The organism is Marinomonas sp. NPDC078689 (assembly GCF_044542435.1).
In the GTDB taxonomy this organism is placed as follows: domain Bacteria; phylum Pseudomonadota; class Gammaproteobacteria; order Pseudomonadales; family Marinomonadaceae; genus Marinomonas; species Marinomonas arenicola.
Genome location: NZ_JBITUJ010000001.1, coordinates 75,857 through 94,077, shown reverse-complemented (window position 1 = coordinate 94,077; position 18,221 = coordinate 75,857). Strand labels below are relative to the sequence as shown.

The 18,221-nt window shown below is 46.3% G+C and carries 18 protein-coding genes; 12 read left to right on the top strand and 6 right to left on the bottom strand.

Annotation, left to right across the window (positions count from 1 at the left end; translation table 11 throughout):
• Window positions 1-65: 65 nt before the first annotated feature.
• The 5 genes from ACIGBN_RS00425 to ACIGBN_RS00405 all read right to left on the bottom strand — a co-directional run bounded on the left by ACIGBN_RS00425 (window position 66) and on the right by ACIGBN_RS00405 (window position 4,661).
• Window positions 66-899 carry a glycine betaine/L-proline ABC transporter ATP-binding protein gene (locus ACIGBN_RS00425; protein WP_396663011.1) on the bottom strand — a complete coding sequence of 278 codons (834 nt, stop codon included), beginning with the start codon at window positions 897-899 and terminating at the stop codon, window positions 66-68.
• On the bottom strand, window positions 896-1,738 hold the full coding sequence (locus ACIGBN_RS00420; protein ID WP_396663009.1) for an ABC transporter permease: 843 nt from the start codon (window positions 1,736-1,738) through the stop codon (window positions 896-898). Before ACIGBN_RS00420 ends, ACIGBN_RS00425 begins: the two co-directional genes overlap by 4 nt.
• 65 nt (window positions 1,739-1,803) lie before the next feature.
• Window positions 1,804-2,763 (bottom strand): ABC transporter substrate-binding protein, encoded by a 960-nt coding sequence (locus tag ACIGBN_RS00415; RefSeq protein WP_396663583.1) that lies wholly within the window; start codon window positions 2,761-2,763, stop codon window positions 1,804-1,806.
• Between the two features lie 399 nt (window positions 2,764-3,162).
• Window positions 3,163-3,918: a histidine utilization repressor gene (hutC, locus tag ACIGBN_RS00410; protein ID WP_243711921.1), complete on the bottom strand. Its 756-nt coding sequence runs from the start codon at window positions 3,916-3,918 to the stop codon at window positions 3,163-3,165.
• Window positions 3,919-4,001: 83 nt separating this feature from the next.
• Complete coding sequence (locus tag ACIGBN_RS00405) at window positions 4,002-4,661, bottom strand: cytochrome b/b6 domain-containing protein (protein ID WP_396663007.1); 660 nt, start codon at window positions 4,659-4,661, stop codon at window positions 4,002-4,004.
• Window positions 4,662-4,832: 171 nt separating this feature from the next.
• On the opposite strand from ACIGBN_RS00405, the gene ACIGBN_RS00400 reads away from it, so the two are divergent.
• From ACIGBN_RS00400 to arsC, 9 genes are all read left to right on the top strand, one after another.
• Window positions 4,833-5,864, top strand: coding sequence for an AraC family transcriptional regulator (locus ACIGBN_RS00400; protein ID WP_133002001.1), 1,032 nt, complete (start codon window positions 4,833-4,835; stop codon window positions 5,862-5,864).
• A 175-nt stretch (window positions 5,865-6,039) separates the two neighbouring features.
• Window positions 6,040-7,323 carry a Xaa-Pro dipeptidase gene (pepQ, locus tag ACIGBN_RS00395; RefSeq protein ID WP_396663005.1) on the top strand — a complete coding sequence of 428 codons (1,284 nt, stop codon included), beginning with the start codon at window positions 6,040-6,042 and terminating at the stop codon, window positions 7,321-7,323.
• A 324-nt stretch (window positions 7,324-7,647) separates the two neighbouring features.
• The gene (locus tag ACIGBN_RS00390) at window positions 7,648-8,640 is read left to right on the top strand and encodes a tripartite tricarboxylate transporter substrate binding protein (protein WP_133002003.1); all 993 of its coding nucleotides are present in this window, start codon (window positions 7,648-7,650) and stop codon (window positions 8,638-8,640) included.
• Between the two features lie 65 nt (window positions 8,641-8,705).
• A complete protein-coding gene (locus tag ACIGBN_RS00385; protein WP_396663002.1) occupies window positions 8,706-9,224 on the top strand; it encodes a tripartite tricarboxylate transporter TctB family protein in 519 nt (172 codons plus the stop codon).
• 4 nt (window positions 9,225-9,228) lie between these two features.
• Entirely contained in the window at window positions 9,229-10,734 is a 1,506-nt protein-coding gene (locus tag ACIGBN_RS00380; RefSeq protein ID WP_133002005.1) for a tripartite tricarboxylate transporter permease, read from the top strand.
• A gap of 239 nt (window positions 10,735-10,973) precedes the next feature.
• Window positions 10,974-11,309 carry a metalloregulator ArsR/SmtB family transcription factor gene (locus ACIGBN_RS00375; RefSeq protein WP_396663000.1) on the top strand — a complete coding sequence of 112 codons (336 nt, stop codon included), beginning with the start codon at window positions 10,974-10,976 and terminating at the stop codon, window positions 11,307-11,309.
• A 29-nt stretch (window positions 11,310-11,338) separates the two neighbouring features.
• Window positions 11,339-12,058, top strand: coding sequence for an arsenical resistance protein ArsH (gene arsH / locus ACIGBN_RS00370; RefSeq protein WP_396662998.1), 720 nt, complete (start codon window positions 11,339-11,341; stop codon window positions 12,056-12,058).
• Window positions 12,059-12,067: 9 nt separating this feature from the next.
• Window positions 12,068-13,084, top strand: coding sequence for an ACR3 family arsenite efflux transporter (arsB, locus tag ACIGBN_RS00365; RefSeq protein ID WP_133002008.1), 1,017 nt, complete (start codon window positions 12,068-12,070; stop codon window positions 13,082-13,084).
• Between the two features lie 24 nt (window positions 13,085-13,108).
• Entirely contained in the window at window positions 13,109-13,540 is a 432-nt protein-coding gene (gene arsC, locus ACIGBN_RS00360; RefSeq protein WP_133002009.1) for an arsenate reductase (glutaredoxin), read from the top strand.
• 120 nt (window positions 13,541-13,660) lie between these two features.
• On the opposite strand, the gene aroQ is transcribed toward arsC, so the two are convergent.
• Window positions 13,661-14,113, bottom strand: a complete 453-nt coding sequence (aroQ, locus tag ACIGBN_RS00355) for a type II 3-dehydroquinate dehydratase (RefSeq protein WP_133002010.1) — start codon at window positions 14,111-14,113, stop codon at window positions 13,661-13,663.
• A 482-nt stretch (window positions 14,114-14,595) separates the two neighbouring features.
• Here aroQ and ACIGBN_RS00350 point away from each other — a divergent pair, with 482 nt between their 5' ends.
• From ACIGBN_RS00350 to ACIGBN_RS00340, 3 genes are all read left to right on the top strand, one after another.
• On the top strand, window positions 14,596-15,804 hold the full coding sequence (locus ACIGBN_RS00350) for a LysR family transcriptional regulator (protein ID WP_243711932.1): 1,209 nt from the start codon (window positions 14,596-14,598) through the stop codon (window positions 15,802-15,804).
• A gap of 203 nt (window positions 15,805-16,007) precedes the next feature.
• Window positions 16,008-16,955, top strand: coding sequence for a Gfo/Idh/MocA family oxidoreductase (locus ACIGBN_RS00345; protein WP_133002012.1), 948 nt, complete (start codon window positions 16,008-16,010; stop codon window positions 16,953-16,955).
• A 197-nt stretch (window positions 16,956-17,152) separates the two neighbouring features.
• Window positions 17,153-18,136: an aldo/keto reductase gene (locus ACIGBN_RS00340; protein ID WP_396662994.1), complete on the top strand. Its 984-nt coding sequence runs from the start codon at window positions 17,153-17,155 to the stop codon at window positions 18,134-18,136.
• Window positions 18,137-18,221: the final 85 nt, after the last annotated feature.

Below are 18,221 nucleotides of genomic sequence, written 5' to 3'. Positions count from 1 at the left end.
CCACCCTATCATCAATAAAGCCACTCGACTTGGTTGTTAAACGGGCCTAACCCTTTAATAAGCGCTCAAATACCCTCTTGCAAGGTGGTGGTTCTGCGTTGCACAAAACGATCTACGTATTCATCCGCTGGATTGCTCAAAATGTCATGCGGTGTGCCAACCTGAATCAATTGCCCATCTTTCATAATGGCAATGCGGTTACCAATGCGCAGCGCTTCATCCAAGTCGTGAGTAATAAACACAATGGTTTTATTTAGGGTACTTTGCAACGTTATCAGCTGATCTTGCATTTCGGCACGGATCAATGGGTCTAAGGCGCTGAAGGCTTCATCCATCAAAATAATGTCCGTGTCAGCCGCCAATGCTCGCGCCAGGCCAACACGCTGACGCATACCACCAGATAACTGACTCGGATAGTGAGATTCATAGCCTTTCAGGCCCACAGTATCCACCCAGTAATGCGCTTTTTCGTGCTGTAATGCTTTGCTTTCACCACGAACTTTTAAACCAAAGGCCACGTTCTCTAATACGGTTTTATGGGGTAGCAAACCAAAACTCTGGAAAACCATGCTGATTTTCTTACGACGAAAGTCGCGTAACTGAGCGTCGTTGTATTTAAGAATGTCTTCCCCATCCACATAAATCTGGCCACGGGTTGGGTCAATCAAACGATTAAAGTGACGCACTAATGTGGATTTTCCAGACCCTGATAACCCCATGATGACGAAGGTTTCACCCGCTTCGATGCGAAGAGAAATGTCGTTTACCCCCACCACACAACCGGTTTCAGTGAGCACATCGCTTTTTGATACGCCATTTTCTATCTGCACCAAGGCGTCAGAAACTCGATGGCCAAATACTTTCAATACATTCTCAATGACTATTTTAGCAACCGTCACAATGACTCTCCGTATCTAGGTTTGCCATAGGCTTGAATAATACGATCAAACACCACCGCCAAGATCACAATCGCTAACCCAGCTTCAAGCCCGCGCCCGACGTCTAAGGTTTGAATGCCGATCAACACTTCCTCTCCTAAACCTCGCGCACCAATCATAGAGGCAATCACCACCATAGACAGTGACATCATAGTGGTCTGGTTGATGCCCGCCATAATACTCGGCAACGCCAACGGCAGCTGCACGCCAAACAAGCGTTGCGTTCGAGTCACACCAAACGCATTTACCGCTTCAATAATTTCTTTATCCACTTGGCGAATACCCAAGTCGGTCAAACGGATCAGGGGAGGCACCGCATAAATCACCGTAGCAAAAATCGCCGGCACTTTACCCAAGCCAAATAACATCAATACAGGGATCAAGTACACGAAGCTCGGCATGGTCTGCATTATGTCTAGCAGTGGTATCAGGATTTTTCGTAAGCGATCGCTGCGAGCAGATAAGATGCCCATGGGAATGCCGATTAGCACCGAAAGAAACATCGCGATCAACATCAGAGCCAGCGTTTGCATCAGCTTATCCCACAAGCCCACAGCCCCTACTAAAAACAGCAGACCACTAATAACCAAGGCCGGGATTACTTTTCGCGTCGCATGAAACGCAATGAGGGCGACAATACACAGCATTAGCCACCAAGGCACAAATTTTTCCAAGTTAATAATAAATACAATTAAAAAGTCAGAAATTTGTCGGAAGAAGTCACCGTAGTTGACCACTAAACTGTCAACACCGGAGTTTATCCAGTCGGTCATTGAAAACGTAATAAAGCTTGGAAACATGCCCATCCCTAATAGCGTCGAATAAAAAATGCCCTCAGCCAATGAATTAGCATAAGGGCATGATGTTAGAGTGAGTTTTGAATCTTTTCTGCCGCGCTGGCACTGACCCACTTAGTCCAAAGCTCCGGCTTTTCTTTGAGGAACACCTTAGCCAGTGCAGGCGCCTTAATATGAGTGGTTGTCATTTGAGCCAAGTAACTGTTCAATAATTCGATTGGAATATTGACCTTAGATAAGACATCCACCAGCTCAGGGGCTTCATCATGGAAGGTTTTCGATAAGCCAACTTTTATCGAGATATTCTTATCCACTCCAGGCTTCTCAGCCAGTTTAATCACATCAATACGGCCTAATAACGCAGTCGGAGACCAATAGTAAAATAGAATAGGCTGTTTGCGTTTGTAGCTAGACAATACCGCCGCATCAAGCGCTGGGCCAGTACCTGAACGGAAGTTCGTGTAGCTTGCGCTTAGACCATAATCCTTAAGCATCTTGGTGTTTTCCGTTTCACAGGTCCAACCTGCTGGGCAATTGTAAAAACGCCCTTTAGATGGTTCTTCTTGATCACGGAAGACAGAAGCGTACTTGGCCAGATCCGCAATGTTTTTCAAATCAGGCGCGGAGGCTTTAATGCCTCTTGAAGCATCACCTTCGACTACATAGCGCGGGACGTACCAACCTTCTACAGCGCCTTTTACAGGTGAGCCAACACCAATGACTTTGCCTGCCGCGGCGGCTCTGTTCCACACCCTGCTTCGGCCTACCCATTCTTCCGAAAACACCTGAATATCATTCGTGCTAAGGGCATTTTCCATGGCAATAGAATTACCAGGCAAGCTATCCACTTTGCAGCCGTAGCCTTCTTTTAGAATGTCCTGCATTACGACGGTAAGCAGCATGCCACTTTCCCAGTTTAACCCTGCAAACTTAATCGTTTTGCCAGAATCACACCATTCACTGGCAAAACTGGCATTGGCTCCCACCGACAGAGCTAACCCTACGAACGCCCACTTCATCTTTTTCATTGTTTTCACTTGAGCTTTCCCTTCTTTAGTTTATCGATGTTTGAAAATCAGCTGTTAAACGATTCACTGCTAAATCACAGACAACCAGAGTATTCATTTATTGTTTCAATCGTCTTTTAAGCAACGAAAGTGAGGCCAAGAAAGGAGAGAAATAAGCGGACTTATCAAAATCTTCTTGAACTAAGGGCCAGACTTTACATGACCCAAATAATAATTCGGCAGGATTTGTATGGAACAATCGGGGAAATTACGCGTTTATTCAGGAAAACGATCAGAAAAGAGGGGATTCAAGCGATTTGAATTATTCTGAGAAAGGCATTCCGACACAAAAGTAATAAAAGCGCGGAGCAGAAAAAACAAGAAGGACGGTGACTCAGCCCTTCTTATGACGACTTAATATCAGCGACCAAAATGGCCAAACAACTGAAAACGCGAGCCTGGGTGAAGCAAACGAGCGGCGGTAATAATGTCATCTCCCGCCCAAGTACGGCGTTTAATTTGTAGACACGGCTCATGAGCACCAATTTGCAAACGCTCGCACTCGATGGCATTCGGCAATACAGCCTCAACCAAATGCTCTCCTTCCGTCATCGGAGCCACCCCCATCAAATATTCATAAGAGGTATGAAGCGTGAAATCCTGTTTATCGTACTCAGGCGCCAAACTGGCATTAACAATACGTTCTTCAATTTGAATAGGGATATCGTTTTCATAATGCAGAACAACAGAACGAAAAATGCCATGATTAGTGCGAACGCCTAACATCATAGCCTCTTCTACGCTGGCTCTAGCAGACTCAAGGGTTAGCAGCTTTGATAAATGCTTGTGGCCGCGAGCTGCGATTTCTTCTGCAATATTATGCACTTCAAACAGAGCTGAATGCGCTTTTTTCTCGGCCACAAAGGTACCAAGCCCTTGATGACGAACCAGAAAACCTTCTACGGTTAATTCGCGTAACGCACGATTTACCGTCATTCGGCTAACACCTAGTGACTTCACTATTTCTGCTTCGGATGGAACACGCTGATTTGCCAACCACTCGCCCGCTGAAATTTTTTGCGAAATAGCTTGTTTCAGCTTCGCATAAATAGGCTGTGGTACATCTGGCAAGCCATCAAATAAATGCTCAAGCATAGTAACGGTTTGATCTGACAAGGGGCATCCTATCGGTTTATGGGGTCAATTTTTTCATTATATCGCGACTACTAATAATCTAACAGCTTGTATAGACAATTAAGTCAAACAGGCAAGAGCCATAACCATGCCAACCACGAAAGACCAATTAACATAGAAAATATGAGTCCCCAACGCGGCGCTTTTATGGCCTCGGCTGGTGCTTGTTTCGCTTTCTTCTTACCATGAATCATCGCCATAACAAGGCGTTCTTTCAAACATAATTCATGGTACAACACAGCGCAAATATGCAACCCAACCAGGGTTAATAAGACATTCGGTAAAACATGATGGAGCCATCCCATGCGACTTAACCAATCATCCGATAAATACGCGTTTAATGGCCCAGTCCAGAAAAGGTCGTCACTGGTAAAAAGTCCAGACCCCCATTGCAGTGTTAATCCTAATAACAGAGCAATTACCATCAAAGCACCAACAGGATTGTGCCCTAAATGGGCTTTGGGCTTCCCTTTTAGCATGTCGCTTGCGTAGGCAAGCATCGCCTGAGGCCCTTTAAGAAACTGGCTAAATTTAGCGTAACGAGAACCGTAAAAACCATAAATCAAACGAAACAACACTAACGCGGACAAGCCATAACCCAAATAAAAATGGTAATCGAAATAGTCGCGGTCATAGCGCCCAGTAATAATTAAGCCGGTAAATAACAGCACCATTAGCCAGTGGCTCACCCTAATAGACCAGTCCCATACCAACACAGATTTCATGCATCTACCTCGTTAAACGGTTGCGAATACAATCACGTAAGAATCACCTTGTTCTTCTATAACACACTCCGCCGGCTCGCTAAATAAAACCGACTGTTTCACGGCAGCTTTATCTATTCAGCACTATAGTTACCCATATGAAAAGTCATTTAACGTAGTTGGAGTCCTAGAATGGTCATAAGCTTCCTAGTGATTACGGTATCCATTGTTGTTCTGCTGTTTTATATTTTTTTCTACAAGGGCCGATTTGTCGTTCGCCGAAACACCATTATTGATTTGCCAGCTTCTGTTATCGCACAAGATTTAAACGACCTAAGTAACTGGCCACACTGGGTTCCTTGGCTTATTTACGACACAAACGCCAAAATACACTTTGGCTACTCAAGCGTTGGTAATAACGCGGTTTTACCCTCCTGCTTAGAATGGCAAGGCGAACTGATTAAAGAAGGCTACATTTCCATCATCCCTGCTCGCTCCAGCGCCCATTATTGTCACACCATAGTCGAAGCCGACGCTTTTTACCCAGGCGAGCTGCATTTCAACATCGACCTAGGCCAACAAGGTTCCCACACGCTAGTGTCCATGCAAATCACCAGCAAGGTTCCCTTTTTTCAACGCTGGAAAAGTGCCCTGTATTTGACCCGTGCAGCACGAGATCTCGAACTCGCCTTGATTCGACTAAACGCGCATTTAGCAAAACTCAACACCGCGTCCTTGCATGAATACGACGACCCTCATTTCGAGTTATTAAGCGAAACAAGAATGGAACATTTCGATGCTGTGACACGCCCTTTTGTTGTCAGCGACCAACCGATGTCGCAAAAAATGGAACAAGGCTTTCACGATCTCATGTTGTCCCTAGGGCCTGATAATATGCCTTCAGATCCCAGCTTTGCCATATACACAAAAGCCGACCCCGCACAGCATTACTTTGCAGGAAAGCTGGGGATTCCGGTCCAAAATCTCGAACCCTGCTCCTCCCGACCAGAGCGCATTGTATTAGAAGGCAAGTATTTGACCTTACGCTATTCGGGTAGCTACCAGAACCTGTCTTTGGCTTGGCATGTTGCCCACAGCGCGATGCGCCTGCACCATAAACGAGTAGATCGAAAGCGCCCTGGGGTCGAGATTTTTGAAACCGGCCCCTGTGATACGCCCTTGTCAAAAGACTACATAACTAAAATAGGTTTACCGATCAAATAATCATGAACATTCGCTCCGCTAAAACACAAAGAAAAAATCGCCAGGCACAAACACACGCGTCGATTTGCTGTATCCTAAAGATTGGACTCCCCCCCCCTTATGTTGCTAATTTGTCGACTAATCAATCCACACAAGATTGGCTGACGTTTTCTTTTACCAATACGAGTTCCGAGCTATGACAATATCACTTTACCAAGAACACCTCGCGACACTACAAACTCGCTATGAAAAAGCCATGCAGCACTTTCAAATTGACGCCATTGTGCTGGCTTCTGGCGATAAATCTTATTATTTTCAAGACGATCATACCGCGCCTTTCCACGCCTACTCTGGGGCCCAACAATGGCTTCCCTTTACCCTAAGCGCAGAAACCTACCTTGTTATCCAAGCAGGAACAAAACCGCGTCTTGTGTGGCCAATTCGAGACGACTTCTGGCACGCGCCTAACCCAGTTCCAGAAGGTGAATGGCAAAATGAATGGCAGATTTCACCCGCACGAAAAGACGATGCCTGGTTCTCCTCTTTGCCAGAAAAATGCGCTTGGCTAGGGCCAAAGCCCCAGCCTTTTGCTCGCACTGTCGATGGCCTAAACGCTTACGTGGATTTTGCCAAAGCGGTTAAAACACCGTTTGAAATCAATGCCATGCGCCTATCCACCGAGAGAGCTGTAAAAGGCCACCTAGCCGCCAAAGACGCCTTTCTAGCGGGTATGAGTGAGTTAGAAGTTCACTTGGCGTTCTTAAAAGCCAGCCAACAAACGGCGGCACAAGAACCTTATCCTGGCATTGTCGGCATTAACGAGCACGCGGCGGTATTGCATTACGAACACAAAGATTTTAATCGTTCGGCACGTCCATTGACGTTACTTATCGATGCCGGCGCTAGTGAGCACGGTTATGCCAGCGATATCACTCGTACTTTTGTACGTCATAATGATGAATTTAGTGCCCTAGTCGACAGCCTAGACAGCATGGAGCAAGGACTAGCCCGCAGTGCCATGTCTGGTGTGGATTACCGAGAGCTTCACCAAGACACCCTAGAAGGGATCGCGGGTCTTCTTAACGAGCATAAAATTTGTCGTTTAAGCCCAGAAGAACAAATGGCAAAAGGCATTCCACAAGTGTTTTTCCCTCATGGCTTAGGTCACTTGCTCGGCTTACAAGTTCATGATGTGGGTGGTTTTCAAATCGATGAATTAGGCACCACCCGAAAAGACGAGAAAGCCCCCTTCTTGCGACTTACTCGAACGCTGGAAGAAAATATGGTGATCACCATAGAACCCGGCTTATATTTTATCCCTATGTTATTAGAAAAAATGCAGGCAGACATTCCACAACACGGCTGTGATCTTGCGCTAATCGAACGCTTCAAGCCTTATGGTGGCATTCGCATAGAAGACAATGTTGTCGTTCAAGATGATGTGCCTGTGAACCTAACTCGTAACGCATTTCAGGGCTAAAGCGCCACTTAATCCAGTCCAAACGACTCGCCACTAAAAAGGCACCTTCAGGGGTGCCTTTCTGCTTTTTATCTTATGCTGCCGGTGTTATTTCGTGATTCCCTAGGAGAATTATTCCATTCTGGGTGCCATCTCACACGAAAAGACAATAAAATGAACAAACTCGAAAATCGACTGCATCTTTTCGAGGAAAATATTGATAGGTTAACGCCACAGACATTGCCGACCGAGTGATTCTTGCCAAGACGCGCACACCGATAAGAGCAAATACTGTTAAAAAACATCATTACCAACTCACTGATTATAGGCAACATCGGAGCCCCAATGAAAAAAACAATAGCACTACTTGCAGCCCTGTCGCTCTCCTCTACTGCAGTCTTTGCTGACTACCCAACAAAAGATGTTCAAGGCATTATCCAATGGGGTGCAGGTGGTTCAACGGATACCGTAATGCGCTCTATTGCGCCTCATGTGGAAGACGCGTTAGGCACAGATTTGATCTTGACCAATAGAACGGGTGGCGTTGGTGCTATTGCCACTAAATACGTCAATGCAAAAAAAGCCGATGGTTATACCTTATTAATGGGCGCTGAAAACCCACAAATGTACAAGGTATTAGGGCTGGCAAAGATAGATTACAGCGATATGATTGCCATTAATGTGCTTGCACGCGGCACGCCTGTCTTAGTCGCCAATAACGACGCACCTTTTAACAACATGCAAGAATTCATTGATTACACGTCCGCTAACCCAGGCAAAGTAAAACTTGGCTCGACTGGCAAAGGTGGCCTAGCGTCCATCGTCTTGGCGATGCTGAAATCACAAGTTTCCTTAAATTACATCAGCATTCCCTACAACGGCGACGGCCCAGCATTAACAGCCTTACAAGGTGGCGCGATCGACGTGATGCCAGTTGTTCTTGGCGCTTCTATTGAATCCATCAAAGCCGGTCGTATGAAAGTCATCGGCCTGATCGACAAAGAGAGCAATGCCTTGCTACCAGGTGTATCACCCGCGACTGACACTCTGCCAGGTCTGGCTCGTTACCTTCCATGGGGACCATTCTTTGGTGTTTTCGTGAAAAAAGGCACTCCTGAAGACGCCGTCGAAAAACTTCAAGCCGCGTTCCATACCGCAGCAGACAGCCCTGATTTTACGGCGCTTATGAAAAAACGCGGTTTTACCATTTTGAATATCTCAGGTGAAAAAGCAGACCAATTCTTGAATTCTTATCGCTCAACGTCGTCGTGGTTAGTCGATGAAGCGGGTTTCAGCAAATATTCTCCAGAGAAATTTGGCATCCCTAAACCGCAATAATTTTGTTTCTCTAGCGTGTGGGGTTAACCTCCCACACGCCTCGTTTACGCTCACCTGGGGTCATCATGTCCAGTCTGCTCTCTACTCAAAAAGTCCGTAAGCCCGGCGAACGCATTTTTTGTTTTCTACTGATCGTCTTTAGTGTTTTTCTTTTCTGGCAAGCCTACCAAATCGCTGGTTTTAGCTCGTTAAGCTCCTCTGGTGCTTTTCCATTAGCGGCGTCTGCCACCATGGTTATGGCGTCCTGCGTGGTGTTTGTGAATACCTTAAAATTACCTGCCGCAGAAGGCATCCAGTTTTTCCGTCACTGCCTTCCGCCTGTGGTGTCCATCATTATGGCGATTATTTTGCTGTACGCAGTGGCCATCGAAAGTCTTGGTTTTATCCTTAGCAGCTTGGTTTTTTTATGCGTCTGTATTCAACTTCTATACCGTCGTAGTCCATTGTTTACTCTAAGTATTTCGATTCTCGCCCTGATTGTGGTGTACATTATTTTTCGCCTCGTTTTTCAGGTTGTGTTACCAGAAGGGGTTGTGCCTGAGCGCGACATCATAGCCGCAATTACCACTTGGTGGAGTCACTAAACGAATGGACGCATTTCACTTTTTCGCTACCTCTTGGGTGTCTCCTGAACTGCTTGGCTTAACGGCCTTGGGCACATTCTTAGGTATTTATGTGGGCGCTATTCCCGGCTTGTCTGTCACCATGGCCGTGTCTATCCTGATTTCATTCACCTTCTCTTGGGATGTAAATAACGCCCTTTGCTTAATGGTTGGCGTCTACATGGGCGGCGTTTATGGAGGCTCTCGCACCGCTATTTTGTTAAACATCCCTGGCGCACCTTCCGCCATTGCCACCGCGATGGACGGCTACCCATTGGCGAAAAAAGGCCTAGCAGGCGAAGCCATTGGGCTGTCTACCGTGATGTCTGTGATCGGCGGTTTCGTTGGTATTATCGTGCTGGCTCTGGCCGCGCCGACCGTCAGCGAATTCGCCATCACCTTCCAACCAAGAGACTATATGATGCTCGGTGTATTGGGCATTATGTTAGTAGGTTCATTGTCTGGAAACAGCTTGGCAAAAGGCATTTTCGCGGGGGCGCTGGGCTTACTGATTGGCACCGTTGGGCTTGACCCCATGTCAGCAGAAGAACGCTTTACTTTTGGTGTTGTCGACCTTTGGGATGGTATTAATCCTGTCGCCGTGATGATAGGAATGTTTGGCGTATCTGAAGCCTTGCATCAGCTCCACCATATGGACAAGGCCGTCGTAAAACAGAAGATATCTCGTATTATTCCAAAGCTATCAGACATCAAAAAATATCTACCGCTTAGTCTGCAAAGCTCTTTTATCGGTGTGATTGTCGGTGCTCTACCAGGTACCGGTGGCGACATTGCGGCGCTGATGGCCTACGACCACGCCAAACGCACCACGAAAGACCCTAAAGTTCCGTTTGGTGAAGGCGCAAAAGAAGGCTTAATCGCCCCTGAATCCGCCAACAACGCCGCCGTCGGAGGTGCTTATATTCCAATGCTGACACTAGGAATTCCTGGCGATGCGGTTACCGCGGTTTTCATTGGCGCCTTGTTTATTCATGGTTTGAATCCAGGGCCACTACTACTGGTCGAACAGCCACAGATGTTTTGGTTTACCGTGGGCAATCTCACACTGGCGAACATTTTCGTCCTGATCTTTGGCTTAACCGGCATCCGTTTATTCTCAAAAATCGTCGAGTGCCCAAAAGGCATCCTGATCCCACTCATTTTCTTGCTGTCTATTGTTGGCGCGTATGCCATTAATAATGCCGTGATCGATATATGGTGGATGCTCGCCTTCGGCGCTTTTGGCTATTTTATGCGCCTCTATGGTTTTCCGGTTGGCCCAGTCATTCTAGGTGTGATTCTAAGCTCACTGACCGATGAAAACTGGCGACGTGCGATCCTCACAGAGAGTGGTAGCTTGGGCAACTTCTTTGCTCATATATTCACCAGCCCGCTTTCGAGCATCTTGTTTATGAGTATTGTCTTAATCTTTGTCTCGCAAACTAGCTTGTGGAAAAAACACCTAAAGCCACGTCTGTTGCGCTCTAAATAGCGCTCGCATCAAGACCGTCAGTTCGATAAAAAGGGGCTGAAAATAAAGTGACCCCATAAAGTTGGACACTTTATTAACCGGCTAACAATGCCTGATTTCGGTACTCTACCGGAGTCAGGCCATTTAACCTCTTCTTCATCTTCCCTAACAAAGTAGCTAAAAAAACAATCTCGATTAGCTTGTTGACTTTCGAATCAATATATACGAAATTTCACATATGTTATTTTTCGGATATGTTTATGAACCCTTGTAAGTTTTATAAGTGTCTCGCTGACGACACTCGTTTGAAGTCCATTATGCTGATCAAGCAAGCCGATGAAGCTTGCGTCTGTGACTTAATGGCGGCGTTGGAACTTGATCAACCCAAGACCTCACGCCACCTCGCTGAGTTACGTAAATGCGGCATATTGCAAGACGAACGCCGTGGCAAATGGGTCTACTACCGCTTGCATCCTGAGCTGCCTGAATGGGCAAAAAACGTCATCACAGAGACCGCCAAGCATAATAAAGACTACTATCAAGCAGCATTGGTCAAACTATTAGCCGGTCAATCATCCGCGATTAATTGCTGCTAAAACGCCATTAAAGAATTTGGGAGAACCTAATGTCAGTACTCGAAAGCCACTTACCAAACATCGACCATGAGCAACTCATCATCCCCAGCCATGAGCAATTTACCACCACGCCTAGCCGTCACAAACCACGTATTTTATTACTCTACGGATCACTGCGTGAGCGCTCTTATAGCCGATTAGTGATTGAAGAATCTGCGCGTTTATTAACCAGTTTTGGCGCTGAGGTGAAAATCTTCAACCCAAGCGGCTTGCCGCAACCGGATTCAGAAGACGAACAACACCCAAAAGTACAAAAACTTAGAGAGCTTATGATGTGGTCCGAAGGTCAAGTTTGGTGCTCACCTGAGCGTCACGGTTCGATGACAAGCATTCTGAAAAGCCAGCTAGATTGGGTGCCTCTGAGCATTGGTAGCGTACGCCCGACACAAGGTAAAACGCTTGCCATAATGCAAGTAAGTGGCGGTTCTCAGTCATTCAATGCTGTCAACCAAATGCGTATTTTGGGGCGCTGGATGCGCATGGTGACGATTCCGAATCAGTCATCCGTTGCTAAGGCGTTTCTAGAGTTTGACGAAGACGGTCGCATGAAACCTTCCTCTTACTACAACCGCATCGTCGATGTGCTAGAAGAACTGATGAAGTTCACTCTCTTGCTTCGCGATCAGAAAGATTACCTAGTCGACCGTTATTCCGAGCGAGTCGAAAGTGCTGAGCAACTAAGCCAGCGTGTTAACCAAAAATCAATATAGGACTTAAAAATGGGACTGTTTGAGCGTTATCTTACGATCTGGGTAGGGTTGGCCATTATCGTGGGCATTATGGCTGGTAGCCTGGTGCCTGATGTTTTTTCGGTCATCGCACGCCTAGAATACGCCCACGTTAACTTCGTTATCGCGGTGCTGATTTGGCTTATGATTTACCCAATGATGGTGCAAATCGATTTTTCCTCCATCAAGGACGTAGGTAAAAGACCCAAAGGCTTGCTGCTCACCTTAGTGATCAACTGGTTGGTCAAACCCTTCTCTATGGCGCTATTAGGCTGGCTGTTTTTCAAAATCCTATTTGCTCAATGGGTAGACCCTCAAACCGCCAAAGAGTACATCGCAGGCATGATACTGCTTGGCGTCGCACCCTGTACTGCCATGGTATTTGTCTGGAGCCAAATGACTAAAGGGGATGCTAATTACACCCTAGTGCAAGTCTCCATCAATGACGTGATTATGATTTTTGCGTTTGCCCCTATTGCCGGTTTTTTACTCGGTGCCACGGACATTCATGTGCCTTGGGACACATTATTACTGTCGGTTGTTTTGTATGTTCTGGTGCCCCTGATTGCGGGAGCCCTGACACGCAAAGCGTTAGACAAACAGAATGACCACTCACGGCTCGATGGTTTTTTACGCACAATGAAACCTTGGTCTATCGTCGGCTTACTGGCAACCGTGGTGCTGCTATTCAGTTTTCAATCGGAAACCATCTTGGCCAAACCTCAAGCCATTCTACTCATTGCCATTCCATTATTGATTCAAACCTATGGGATTTTCGCGGTGTCTTATTGGCTAGCCAGAAAGCTTAAACTGCCCCATTCAGAAGCTGCACCGGCCAGCATGATAGGCACGTCTAATTTTTTCGAATTGGCCGTCGCCGTCGCGATTTCCCTATTCGGTCTGCATTCAGGCGCCGCCTTAGCCACCGTCGTTGGGGTCTTGGTGGAAGTTCCCGTTATGCTTTCTCTCGTTTGGTTCGCCAATCGAACTCGTCATTGGTTTGCTTAAGAGCAGCAAAGAGGACTCAGCTTTATGATAGTGATTCACCACAACCCAGAATGCGGCACCTCGCGAAATACGCTAAAGATCATTCAAGATGCTGGCATTACACCCGTTGTTATCGACTATTTAACGGAAGGGTGGAGCAGAGCGCAGTTATTGGCACTGTTTGCAGCAGCAGATTTAACACCCAAAACCGCCCTGCGCACGAGCAAATCTCCTGCGCAAGCGCTGGGTTTACTTGATGAGAAAATCACCGACGATGAGATTCTTGAGGCGATGCTTATTCACCCTATTCTCGTTAACCGCCCTATTGTCTGCTCACCAAAAGGCGTTAAATTATGCCGCCCCAGCGAGCAAGTACTTGATCTTTTAGACCTATGGCCTGAAGGGCCTTATTACAAAGAAGATGGCGAGATGATCCTAGATGAGCAAGGAAAAAAAGCATTGAAAAAACAGAACTAATAGCGTTTTTTCATGTTTTATAGAAGATTTTAGCGTTTTTTTTAAGTGCTTTGTCTTAAACGAAAGAGACCGTATTGATGTCGATACGGTCTCTTTTTCATTAATAAAACAAAGATGATCTTAGGCTGTGAGCTTATGCACGAGCCCTTGGATCCCCAATGCGTACCCTTGCACTCCCATACCAACCACAACCCCCAAGGCAACAGACGAAATATAAGAATGGTGGCGAAACGCTTCGCGAGTATGAACATTGGAAATATGCACTTCGATGACAGGCACATCAGCCCCTTTGATGGCATCGTGTAATGCCACAGAGGTGTGCGTATAAGCAGCGGGATTAAACACCACGCCTAGCACTTCTCCTTCTTTAATTCGACGACCCGCTTCATGAATATAATCAATGAGTGTGCCTTCATGATTAGATTGGCGAAAATCAATTTCATGCCCCAATGCTGCTGCGGTATCACGACACAGCACCTCCACATCAAAAATGGTTTCATGGCCGTACATTTCTGGTTCGCGAGTCCCCAACAAATTTAAGTTTGGACCGTTCAATACCATAATGGTAGACATACAAATTTCCTCAATAAGCTTAGAGTCACCCTAAGCAGTGCATTAAAAATACATAAACTAAAAAGCGCACAGCGGAGATATTCAGGGTCTGATGCGTCATGCACTTTCCCTATACACCATCAATTATAGAGTAAATGATCGACAGAGGGACAGGGTTAAACCCAAGTCCAAAGGTACTCTTTACGGTGCTATTCAACCCCATGCTGTAGCGGATTCTGTGGGGCTATGTGAGGCCAGCAAAGGCTATTTATCGATTTATGATGGGTGGAGTAGACTATGAATATGGGCTATTTAATGCGATTCTATTATTTGAAAAATAGAGTGCTGTTTAAAAATATAAGTTATAACATAGAGCTAGAACAGACTAAAAATGATAGTTTTCCTATCATCTACCCTTTTTCATGTATTATTTTTTTATTTTTAGTTATTCGTTTTTGATATAGTATTTTCTATAAACAACATACAAGGATCGCACCGTGGAAATGCCAATCCCCAATTTACGTCACCTTAGAGTCTTTCTAGCGGTTACTGAAAAAAAGAGCATTACACGTGCTTCTAATAGTATTTTCTTGTCGCAGCCCGCCATCACTCAAGCCATTGCAAAATTAGAGCAACAATTAGGCGCGCCACTTTTTGAGCGCCACTCTGATGGCATGTATCCAACTATTTCTGGGGAAGTATGGCGCAATCGAGTGTCGCGCGCGATCGAACATCTTCAGGTCGCGACCCTCGAAGTTGTTAAAGAAAACACGCTAAAAGACACGACGCCTAAAAATCTCATAGGCCTAATCAGCACCACCCAACTTAAAGCCTTAGTCGCTGTCTGCGAAGTACAAAACTTCAGCATTGCCAGTCGCAACTTGGCGGTTTCCCAATCTTCGGTACATAGAGCGGCACGGGATTTAGAGCGTTTACTAGGCGTCACCTTGTTCGAAAAAAACAGCATTGGCATACTCACAACCAAGGCCGCAAGAACCCTTTCTACTGCCACCAAACTCGCGTTTAGCGAGCTGCGCCAAGGTATTTATGAAATAAACGCCTTACAACGTCGCGATGTGAGTACTATTTCAGTGGGCTGTATGCCACTCGCCAGAACCACGATATTGCCAAAATCTATTCTGCGCTTTAATGATGGCCACCCCGATGTAAACATCAATGTCACCGATGGGCCTTACCCCGATTTATTGCATCACCTACGTCAGGGCGATATCGATATGATGCTCGGCGCATTACGCTACCCAGCGCCAGCAGACGACGTTATTCAAGAAGAGTTATGGGCACCTTCACTGTCGATTGTGGCTCGCAGCGACCACCCGTTAATGAAACAAAAAAACGTTTCTGCGCAAGATTTAGCCCAATATGCGTGGGTCGTTCCCGCTAAGTCCACCCCAACACGTCAGGCTTTCGAAGCGATTTTTAACGATGCTGGAGAGCCCCTACCAACACGCATTGTGGAGTCCAGCTCGCAAATATTAATTCGTGAATTATTGCTTGAAAGTGATCGACTAACCTTGATAACAGCCAGCCAGATTGAACGAGAAATCAATATCGGGTTGCTGAAAAAGGTTACTTTTCCACTAGAGCATACACGCCGCCCAATCGGCCTTTGTGTCCGTAAAAGCTGGCTTCCAACGGTAACCCAGTCTCATTTTCTCAGCATGCTGAGAAATGTATCTGATGATTTTAGATAAGAATAAAAAAGTAAGCATTGCAAAATTTGAATGTCTAATGCGGTTTATGGATTATCCCCTTTTTCACACCAATGCTAGATTGGTGAACAATGCAAAAGCCAACAAGTAAGGTGAAGTGTCAGGTTTATAAAGCGCATACCATCATGACTCGTCTCCTGCTTTGGCTTTAATTCCCCTACACTCGCTCGCTCAGGAGTAGACTAATGAGAATTTGTATCGCTGGAGCATCCGGTGCTTTTGGTATGAAACACATGGATGCGATTGCCGCTATTGAAGGCGCAGAGGTTGTTTCCGTTGTCGGCACCAAAATCGATGCAATTAAAGCGTTCGCCGCAGAACGTCAGATCCCACACTTCACGACGGATTTGGCTGAGAGCCTAGCGCGTGATGATGTGGATGCTGTGATTTTAGCCACGCCAACACAACTGCATGCAGCGCAAACGATTCAATGTTTAGAAGCCGGCAAGCACGTGATGTCTGAAATCCCAATGGCAGACAGCATTGAAGATGCTCGTCGCGTTGTGGCGGTAAAAAAAGAAACCGGACTGGTTGCAATGGCAGGTCATACTCGCCGTTTCAATCCCTCTCATCAATGGATTCACAACAAGGTCAAAGCCGGCGAACTGACGGTTCAGCAAATGGACGTACAGACTTACTTCTTCCGTCGCTCTAACAAAAACGCATTAGGCCAAACCCGCTCTTGGACAGATCATCTGCTTTGGCATCACGCTTGCCACACGGTCGATTTATTCCAATACCAAACAGGCGAAACCGCCAGCAAAGTACAAGCATTACAAGGCCCTATTCATCCAGAACTTGGCATTGCCATGGACATGAGCATTGGCATGAAAGTGCCGGCAGGCGCCATTTGCACCTTGTCCCTGTCTTTTAATAACGATGGTCCATTTGGCACCTTCTTCCGTTATATCTGCGACCAGGGCACCTATCTTGCTCGTTACGATGACCTTTATGATGGTAACGACCATAAAATTGACCTATCTGATGTCGCTGTGTCTAACAACGGTATCGAACTGCAAGACCGCGAGTTTATCGCTGCGATTCAAGAAGGCCGAGAACCAAACTCTTGCGTGACCCAAGCCATTGAAGCCATGGAGACCTTGAGTCGCCTAGAGCAGTGCTTAGAAGACTAAGCGGATCATTGCGATAAGCATAGGGAGCGCCGGCTCCCTATGCTTATTTTGTTGCTCCATGAAATCATGAACAGTATGATAATTTTGCTCAAACGCCATTCTAAGCGCAAAATACCCCCACAAGATAACCACGCACCTTGCTGATCACTACGCAGCAAAACGCGAGGGCCAACGGCTAGTAAAACAACGAGGTACCCATGCCTAAACATCCCCATCTAAGCAACCCAAGCATCGGCTTAGGCTGTATGAATCTTTCCCATGCTTATGGCACGCCGCTGTCAGAAGACGAAGGCATTGCTGCGCTGCACGCTGCGTTTGAAATGGGTTATCGCCATTTTGATACTGCCACTCTCTATGGCGCAGGAAAAAATGAGTTATTGGTTGGCAAAGCCTTACACGACCGCCGCGATGAGTTTTTTCTGGCCAGTAAATGCGGCATGGAAATGGAGAATGGCAAACGCGTCATTAACGGTCGTCCTGAAAACTTACGCCGCCAATGTGAAAATAGCTTAAAACGCTTACAAACGGATCATATCGATCTGTACTATTTGCATCGTATGGACCCAGATGTGCCAATTGAAGAAAGCGTTGGCGCGCTTGGCGATCTTGTTAAAGAAGGCAAAATTGGCGGCATTGGATTATCAGAAGTGTCTGCTGACATCGTTGAACGCGCCCAAAAGGAATCGCCTCTCACTGCCTTACAAACCGAATACTCCCTGTGGACTCGCAATCCAGAAATCGCCGTCTTAGCAACCACCAAAGCACTCGATATCACTTTTGTGGCGTTTAGCCCTGTCGCTCGTGGTTATTTGTGTGGCGAGCTTACCGATGTCGCCAAGTTAGAAGAAAACGATATTCGCAGAACCATGCCGCGCTTTAGTGCAGAGAACTACCCAAAAAACATGGATTTACTGCAAGATTTTCTGCTCATGGCAAAAGACATTGGCTGCACTCCCGCTCAACTTGCTCTGGCGTGGACGCGCACGAAAGAGAAACACATAGTGCCGATCCCTGGTACCCGCTCAATAAGTCACATGCGAGACAATTTGAGCGCAGGAACACTCACACTGAATCAAAAACAAATGACAGCCCTGGATGAGATGATCAATCAAGGCAAGGCATTTGGCGCTCGTTATAACGCGGCCCAACAAGCCGATGTTAGCACTGAAGAATTTGCCTGAGTTAGACCCGGTTACAACACGAAAAACCCAGTAAAAGTAACAAAAAGGCCGTCATTCTACACTAGAATGACGGCCTTTTAAGTCA

Coding starts and splice junctions, on each gene's coding strand:
- ACIGBN_RS00420 (WP_396663009.1), bottom strand. CDS start 1,738: ATGTTTCCAAGCTTTATTACGTTTTCAATGACCGACTGGATAAACTCC.
- ACIGBN_RS00415 (WP_396663583.1), bottom strand. CDS start 2,763: ATGAAAAAGATGAAGTGGGCGTTCGTAGGGTTAGCTCTGTCGGTGGGA.
- ACIGBN_RS00405 (WP_396663007.1), bottom strand. CDS start 4,661: ATGAAATCTGTGTTGGTATGGGACTGGTCTATTAGGGTGAGCCACTGG.
- ACIGBN_RS00400 (WP_133002001.1), top strand. CDS start 4,833: ATGGTCATAAGCTTCCTAGTGATTACGGTATCCATTGTTGTTCTGCTG.
- pepQ (WP_396663005.1), top strand. CDS start 6,040: ATGACAATATCACTTTACCAAGAACACCTCGCGACACTACAAACTCGC.
- ACIGBN_RS00390 (WP_133002003.1), top strand. CDS start 7,648: ATGAAAAAAACAATAGCACTACTTGCAGCCCTGTCGCTCTCCTCTACT.
- ACIGBN_RS00385 (WP_396663002.1), top strand. CDS start 8,706: ATGTCCAGTCTGCTCTCTACTCAAAAAGTCCGTAAGCCCGGCGAACGC.
- ACIGBN_RS00380 (WP_133002005.1), top strand. CDS start 9,229: ATGGACGCATTTCACTTTTTCGCTACCTCTTGGGTGTCTCCTGAACTG.
- ACIGBN_RS00375 (WP_396663000.1), top strand. CDS start 10,974: ATGAACCCTTGTAAGTTTTATAAGTGTCTCGCTGACGACACTCGTTTG.
- arsH (WP_396662998.1), top strand. CDS start 11,339: ATGTCAGTACTCGAAAGCCACTTACCAAACATCGACCATGAGCAACTC.
- arsB (WP_133002008.1), top strand. CDS start 12,068: ATGGGACTGTTTGAGCGTTATCTTACGATCTGGGTAGGGTTGGCCATT.
- arsC (WP_133002009.1), top strand. CDS start 13,109: ATGATAGTGATTCACCACAACCCAGAATGCGGCACCTCGCGAAATACG.
- aroQ (WP_133002010.1), bottom strand. CDS start 14,113: ATGTCTACCATTATGGTATTGAACGGTCCAAACTTAAATTTGTTGGGG.
- ACIGBN_RS00350 (WP_243711932.1), top strand. CDS start 14,596: ATGCCAATCCCCAATTTACGTCACCTTAGAGTCTTTCTAGCGGTTACT.
- ACIGBN_RS00345 (WP_133002012.1), top strand. CDS start 16,008: ATGAGAATTTGTATCGCTGGAGCATCCGGTGCTTTTGGTATGAAACAC.
- ACIGBN_RS00340 (WP_396662994.1), top strand. CDS start 17,153: ATGCCTAAACATCCCCATCTAAGCAACCCAAGCATCGGCTTAGGCTGT.